The sequence below is a fragment of the Cetobacterium sp. genome (genome assembly GCF_048470075.1).
GTDB lineage: Bacteria > Fusobacteriota > Fusobacteriia > Fusobacteriales > Fusobacteriaceae > Cetobacterium_A.
Genome location: NZ_DBGBQB010000255.1, coordinates 1 through 6,604, shown reverse-complemented (window position 1 = coordinate 6,604; position 6,604 = coordinate 1). Strand labels below are relative to the sequence as shown.

At 32.6% G+C, this 6,604-nt stretch carries 7 protein-coding genes; 4 read left to right on the top strand and 3 right to left on the bottom strand.

All coding sequences use genetic code 11. From position 1 onward, the window contains the following. The first annotated feature begins 49 nt into the window (after positions 1-49). A complete protein-coding gene (locus ACMOUI_RS09220) occupies positions 50-691 on the top strand; it encodes a hypothetical protein (RefSeq protein WP_418965406.1) in 642 nt (213 codons plus the stop codon). Between the two features lie 26 nt (positions 692-717). Here the strand turns inward: ACMOUI_RS09220 and ACMOUI_RS09215 are convergent, their stop codons facing one another. After that, positions 718-1,536, bottom strand: a complete 819-nt coding sequence (locus tag ACMOUI_RS09215; protein ID WP_418965405.1) for a ZIP family metal transporter — start codon at positions 1,534-1,536, stop codon at positions 718-720. Between the two features lie 141 nt (positions 1,537-1,677). On the opposite strand from ACMOUI_RS09215, the gene ACMOUI_RS09210 reads away from it, so the two are divergent. Next, positions 1,678-2,400 (top strand): DUF305 domain-containing protein, encoded by a 723-nt coding sequence (locus tag ACMOUI_RS09210; RefSeq protein ID WP_418965404.1) that lies wholly within the window; start codon positions 1,678-1,680, stop codon positions 2,398-2,400. Positions 2,401-2,450: 50 nt separating this feature from the next. On the opposite strand, the gene hcp is transcribed toward ACMOUI_RS09210, so the two are convergent. Beyond that, the gene (gene hcp / locus ACMOUI_RS09205) at positions 2,451-4,103 is read right to left on the bottom strand and encodes a hydroxylamine reductase (protein ID WP_418965403.1); all 1,653 of its coding nucleotides are present in this window, start codon (positions 4,101-4,103) and stop codon (positions 2,451-2,453) included. Between the two features lie 74 nt (positions 4,104-4,177). Next, positions 4,178-4,336 carry a rubredoxin gene (gene rd, locus ACMOUI_RS09200; protein WP_418965402.1) on the bottom strand — a complete coding sequence of 53 codons (159 nt, stop codon included), beginning with the start codon at positions 4,334-4,336 and terminating at the stop codon, positions 4,178-4,180. A 148-nt stretch (positions 4,337-4,484) separates the two neighbouring features. Between rd and ACMOUI_RS09195 the strand changes: the two genes are divergently transcribed. Both ACMOUI_RS09195 and ACMOUI_RS09190 read left to right on the top strand, forming a co-directional pair. Next, on the top strand, positions 4,485-5,333 hold the full coding sequence (locus ACMOUI_RS09195) for a mechanosensitive ion channel family protein (RefSeq protein ID WP_418965401.1): 849 nt from the start codon (positions 4,485-4,487) through the stop codon (positions 5,331-5,333). Between the two features lie 14 nt (positions 5,334-5,347). Then, positions 5,348-6,568, top strand: a complete 1,221-nt coding sequence (locus tag ACMOUI_RS09190; RefSeq protein ID WP_418965400.1) for a chloride channel protein — start codon at positions 5,348-5,350, stop codon at positions 6,566-6,568. The last annotated feature ends 36 nt before the right edge of the window (positions 6,569-6,604 follow it).

The following is a 6,604-nucleotide window of genomic DNA, read 5'->3' as shown; positions in this document are numbered from 1 at the left end:
GGTAATAAAAAATATGGAAGTATAACTAAATATTAAGGGAGATAAAAAGATGAAAATTGTTATAATTACCTTATCACTTATTTTGTCTATTGCATCTTTTTCTACAGAAAATATAGATACTAAAAATGATCAAGTTCCCACAGTGGAGAATATATCAGTGTCAAATATAGCCAATGAGGAGTTTATTCAAAATGTGATGGGAAGTATTGAAGAGGATTCAGAAGAGACGAATAAGATGAATGAGATAGGAGACCTAGTTGATGCAGAGGTACAAAAACCAAATCCAGACTGGGTAAAAGTGGAGCAGCTATACAATGAGCTTTCAATATATACAAATAAATTAGCAGTCAATATGATGAAAACTTTGAAAGAGGGTGGACTTGAAAAGAGTGAACCAAATTTTGAAGAGGAGATGAACAATGAGCTTATGTCAGATATGGTTTTAGATGAAGATGTTCCATCTAACTCCGCAGATGAAAAGGAGATAATGACTGCCATAAAAAAAGGTATGACAGATAGAGAGCTTGAAAGAATGGAGTATTTAAGTTCAAAAATAGCTAGTGAAATAGAAAGACCAAATCCAGATTGGAAACAGGTAGAAAAAGATTATAATGAGTTATCAAAATACACAAATAAGGTAACTGTAATAATAATGAAAGCGGGAAAAAACAGAGATAGAGCTAAAGAATAGCTCCATTTCTGTTTTTTATTTACTACCTATCCTAAAGCAACATCCAAAAACATCATAACGGCAAATCCAAACATGACTCCAATAGTTCCAGAGTCATCATGTCTAATCTCTTTAGCAGTTGGAATAAGCTCCTCAGCAACCACATATATCATAGCTCCAGCAGCAAATGCAAGAGCATAAGGCAATAGAAAAGTCATCTTCATGACGAAAATAGCTCCAATAACTCCTGAAATTGGTTCTACAATACCTGAAGCTTGACCATAAAAAAATGCTTTTTTTCTACTCATTCCATCTCTTCTCAATGGGATAGAAACCGCTGCACCTTCTGGAAAATTTTGTAAACCTATTCCAATAGCCAAAGCTATTGCTGAAACCAGTGTGGAAGATGATTCAGGACCAGTTGCGGCAAGAGCTCCAAAAGCAACCCCTACAGCCAATCCCTCTGGAATATTGTGAAGGGTGATAGCCAAAACTAAAAGAACACTTCTTTTCCATTTAGTTGAAATCCCTTCAGCATTGGATATATGCTGATTTTGATGTAGATGTGGTAAAAATTTATCAATAGACCATAGGAAAGCTCCTCCGACAAGGAATCCTATAACAGCTGGCTTCCAACTGGGTAATCCAAGAGTTGTAGCTAACTCAATGGCTGGATTAAGAAGAGACCAAAAAGAGGCTGCAATCATTACTCCTGAGGCAAATCCAAGCATTGCATTTAGCACTTTTTGATTTATAGTTTTGAAGAAAAATACCATACCAGCTCCAAGTAGCGTTACAAAATATGTAAATAGAGTAGCTAAAAGTGCCTGTAAAATTGGATCTAAATTTTTAAAAGTCTCATACATATAAACTCCTCCTCATGATGCTTAACCTATTATATATTTACTTTTACAAATAGATTGAGAAAATCCTTCAAAATTAAAAAGGAATTTAAGCGGTTATATTTAATAATAAAGCACATACTCAAGTACAAGGAGGATTAGAAAATGGACTTTAAGAATATAAATATAATGGTAGGAATGGCAGCACTTTTCTCAACAGTTACTTTAAATTCACTTGCAAATGATTTGAGTGAAAATCATATTCATAAAATAGCTAACTATGAAATACAATCAGATAGTAAAATCTATACGGTACTCACTCCTTTAAAGGAGGTTATCCCACAGAACTTAAAAGGATTTAAAGAATATGATGAGTACGCACACAGTATAATGATGTCAAATAGCTCACAGATATTTTTAACAAAAGATGTGGGAAATAACTTTGTGATATATATGATTCCGCATCATGAAGCAGCTATCATAACAAGCATTGGAGCGTTAAAGTATACTCATAATTTAGAGGTTAAAAATTTAGCGAATAGAATAATACATGCTCAAGAGAGAGAGGTTGAGGTTATGCAAAAACTTCTGGAAACTGGTGAACTAAGAGGTAATGACAATGGACAGTTTTTAGATAAAATGAAAAAAATAATGACTGATATGATGGGTGAAATGAAATCTTATAATGGTCAGGTGAGCAGTGGTGAGGCTATAACAAAACACTATTTAGAAAATATGATTGTACACCATAAAGGGGCGATTAATATGGCTAACATGTATCTAAAATATGGTAAGAATCCAGAGCTAATAAAAATGTCTCAGAAGATTATTTTAAGTCAAGATGAAGAGATAAAAGAGATGGAGCAGATATTAAAAAGGGCAAAATAAAATTATTGCCCTTTTTTCATTATATTTGATTATTATAATAGAGAATATTTCTAAAAATTTTTTAAATCATCTTCAACACTGCCAATAGTACCCAAGTTAAATTTTTCTATTAAAACTTGAAGAATATTGGAACTTAAAAATGCAGGTATAGTTGGACCTACATGAATATTTTTAAATCCAAGATAAAGTAGAGCTAATAGAACTAAAACAGCTTTTTGTTCATACCAAGCTATATTGAACACTATTGGTAATTCATTTACGTCGTTCAATCCAAAGGCTTCTTTTAACTTTAATGCAATAATGGCTAAAGAGTAGCAGTCATTACATTGGCCAGCATCTAAGACTCTTGGAATACCATTGATTTCACCTAAATCCAGTTTATTATATCTGTACTTAGCACAACCTGCTGTTAAAATTATAGAGTCTTTAGGTAGAGCTAAAGCAAAATCTGTATAGTATTTTCTATCTTGCATTCTGGCATCACAACCACCCATAACATAGAGTTTTTTTATAGCTCCAGATTTAATGGATTCAATAATTTTATCGGCTAGTGTTAAGACTTGATTGTGTGCAAATCCAGCTATAATTTGTCTTTTTTCAAGTTCAATAGGAGGTTTACAAGCCTTTGCTTTTTCAATAATTTCACTAAAATCTTTCCATCCATTCTCATTGGCCAAGATATGTTCACACCCTTCCATACCAGCTGAGTTAGTGGTAAAGACTCTCTCTAAATAATTTGAAATAGTGCCTCTTGGAGGAACTAAACAGTTACTAGTGAATAAAATAGGACCATTGAAGTCTATAAACTCCTTTGTCTGATGCCACCATGATCCCCCATAGTTTCCAATAAGATTATCATATTTTTTAAAAAATGGGTAAGCGTGACCAGGGAGCATTTCAGAGTGAGTATAGACATCTACACCTGTTCCTTTGGTCTGTTCCAATAACATCTCTAAGTCTTTTAAATCATGACCAGAGATTAAAATTCCCGGTTTATCCCCAACGCCTAAATTTATTTTAGTTATTTCAGGATGACCATATGCAGAGGTGTTTGCATCATCTAGAAGTGCCATAGCATCAACACCAACTCTACCAACATCTAAGACCATTCCAAGTAGTTGTTCCGCAGTTAAAGAATCGTCATCAACATCAGCTAAAGTTTTTTCAATAAATCTATATATGGAAAGATTTTCCTTTCCCAGATTAAAAGCGTGCTCAACATAGGCACACATTCCCTTTAAACCATATATGATAGTTTCCCTTAAAGAACGTATATCTTCATTTTCAGTTCTTAGAACTCCAACCTTTTCAGCATATTCTAAAAGAGTGTCATCAGAGCTAAGATCAGCAGGGCAGTTGACATATTTTGCATATTTTTCTGGGACAGAGATTCTATGGTTTAAAAGTTCGATCTCCAAAGCAGCCCTATACATCTCTCCTGTTTCAATCTCCCTTATAATTGCATCATTATGAAAGTTGGCATTGGTAATGGTAACAAAAAGAGCATTTACAATCCAATGGTGAAGATCTTGATTTATAGGAATTGTATCATTTAAAAGTTCAATATAAGCAGAAACAGTTTTAGCAGTATGGATTAATAGGTCCTGTAGATTTGCAGTTTCAGCTGATTTTCCACAGACTCCCCTAACAGTGCAACCTTTATTCATTGCAGTTTCTTGACATTGAAAACAAAACATAGACATAGTTGACCTCCTAAAATAGTTATATTTTCATTGATAAAAAAAACTGAGGTATAAATCTACCCCAGTAAAAAAATTTATTCTTTTTCAAACTCATCTTTTGAAGCACCACATATAGGGCAAACCCAATCTTCAGGAACGTTTTCCCATGCAGTACCTGCAGCGACTCCATTGTCTGGATCACCAGTAGCAGGATCATAAATCCAATCACAAACTTTACATCTCCACTTTTCCATAAAAATACCTCCTATCTTAGTTAATGTATCTGTGCTATTTTTACAAAAAATTTATAAATTTCCTTTAATTTTACAAAAAAAATTAAAGGATATATTTGTCTTATCTATAATATAAATTACAGAGGAAGTATATGTTAGGAGGATTAATATGGAAGCATTTAATAGTTTATTACAAATTAAAAACAGTTCAGGGAAACCTATGTTGCAGGATTTGGGGCATGATGCAATAGAATTTTTAATAAGAGCAGTTATATTTATTCTTATTTTATATCTTGGGTCATATTTTGCAAAAAAAGTTGATAAATATATAGATAAAATTCCTGTTGTAAATCAAGATATAAATACAAAACAGTTCACAAAGTCTGTTACAAAATTGGGATTGAATGTCACATTTTTTTTAATAGGGCTATTGGCATTTGGTTTTAGCGAAGCATCAATAGCAACTATGATCAGTGCCATTGGATTGGGAGTGGGAATCTCATTAAAAGAGTTTCTATCGAACTTAGCTGGTGGAGTGGTACTTTTCTTTACAAGACCATTTAGTATAGGGAATTTTATAAAAATAAATGGAGTGATGGGTGAGGTCGCTAAAATAGAGGTATTTTCAACACATATAACAAGTTTGGATGGAAGAAGAGTGATTATTCCAAACAATGTAATGATAAGTGGAAACATTATAAATTATGATGCGAATCTATTTAGACGTATAAAGTTGATGTTATCGGTATCATATGATTCAGATATGAAGAAAGTGATTAGTATATTGGAGAATATAGCGAATACTTATGAGGGATTGAGTAAGGATAGAGAGAACTTTATACATACAATGGAGTATGGAGATTCCAGTATAAACATTTTATTTATGGTATGGACTCCAACAAAAGGTTACTATAAAGTTAGAGGAGAGTTAATGGCGTATATATTGGAAGTATTCAATAAGGAAGGAATCAATGTTCCATTTAATATCTTAGATGTAAATGTAACTGAAAATAAATAGATGAGGTGGAAAAAGTGAAAGATAGATTGATAAGGTTTCTATTTTTTTCAGTATTTTCGATTATAACAGGTTTAATAGTGGGATTTATAGATGTATTTTTTTCTAAAGGGTTGATATTAGCTGCCAATTGGAGAGTGGAATATTTTAATCAATTAATCATACTTCTACCTTTTATAGGGGTACTGATGATATTTTTATATAAAAAATATGGAAAGGGCTCATTAAAGGGTATGGGCTATGTATTTGAAGCTGCACATATGGAAAATGTGATTATTCCAAAGAGATTAATTCCATTCTCTATTATTTCCACATGGACCACACATCTTTTTGGAGGTTCAGCGGGAAGAGAGGGAGTTGCAGTTCAAATTGGAGCTACTGTAGCTAATACAATAACAGTTTATATAGAAAAAAAGGTGAGATTAAATATAAATGACCTAAAAAAAATACTTATTTCAACAGGTATATCAGCTGGATTTTCAGGGCTTTTTGGAACTCCATTTGCTGCAACTATATTTTCTTTAGAGATTTTAAATATGGGTATGGTTGAATATAAGGCTCTTTTTCCAGCATTTTTAGCGGCTTACACGGCATATGGAGTTTCAAATTATTTTGAAATGCATCATTTTACGTTTTTGGTGAAAGAGTTTCCAAAACATGAAGTTAGAGATATAACTATGTTCTTAATGGCAACTTTTATATTCGCTATAGTGGGATATTGTTTTGCATTTTTCCTAAAAAAATTTAAAAAAAATAGATATATAGTGGATTTAGATCCCATGAGAAAAATATTTTTTGGAAGTATTATACTTGCCATTTTACTATGGATAGCCTATAGAGGAAGATATAGTGGTTTGGGAACAAATCTTATAGATATAGCTTTTTCAAAGGAAAAACTGTACTCCTATGACTGGTTATTAAAGATGTTATTTACAGTATTTACTTTAGGAATAGGGTTTCAAGGGGGAGAGGTTACCCCAATCTTTGCCATTGGAGGGAGTTTAGGAGGAGTTTTAGGAGCTTGGTTTGGAATACCGGTGGAGTTTTTAGCTGCTATCGGTTACTGTGCAGTTTTTGCCTCTTCAACAAACACTTTTTTAGCATCTTTTTTAATAGGGATAGAGATATTTGGATACAATATGGCGGGATATCTTTTTATAGCTTGTGCTATGGCGTATCTTTTTAGTGGTGAGTTAAGTATATATGAAGGACAGAAAAAAGGGCATTTAAAAATTTAATAAATTTTTAATCTGGGAAGTGAAAAGAGATTACAC

Excerpts from the sequence above, each read along its gene's own strand:
- ACMOUI_RS09195 (WP_418965401.1), top strand. The coding sequence starts at position 4,485 with ATGGAAGCATTTAATAGTTTATTACAAATTAAAAACAGTTCAGGGAAA.
- ACMOUI_RS09215 (WP_418965405.1), bottom strand. The coding sequence starts at position 1,536 with ATGTATGAGACTTTTAAAAATTTAGATCCAATTTTACAGGCACTTTTA.
- ACMOUI_RS09210 (WP_418965404.1), top strand. The coding sequence starts at position 1,678 with ATGGACTTTAAGAATATAAATATAATGGTAGGAATGGCAGCACTTTTC.
- hcp (WP_418965403.1), bottom strand. The coding sequence starts at position 4,103 with ATGTCTATGTTTTGTTTTCAATGTCAAGAAACTGCAATGAATAAAGGT.
- rd (WP_418965402.1), bottom strand. The coding sequence starts at position 4,336 with ATGGAAAAGTGGAGATGTAAAGTTTGTGATTGGATTTATGATCCTGCT.
- ACMOUI_RS09220 (WP_418965406.1), top strand. The coding sequence starts at position 50 with ATGAAAATTGTTATAATTACCTTATCACTTATTTTGTCTATTGCATCT.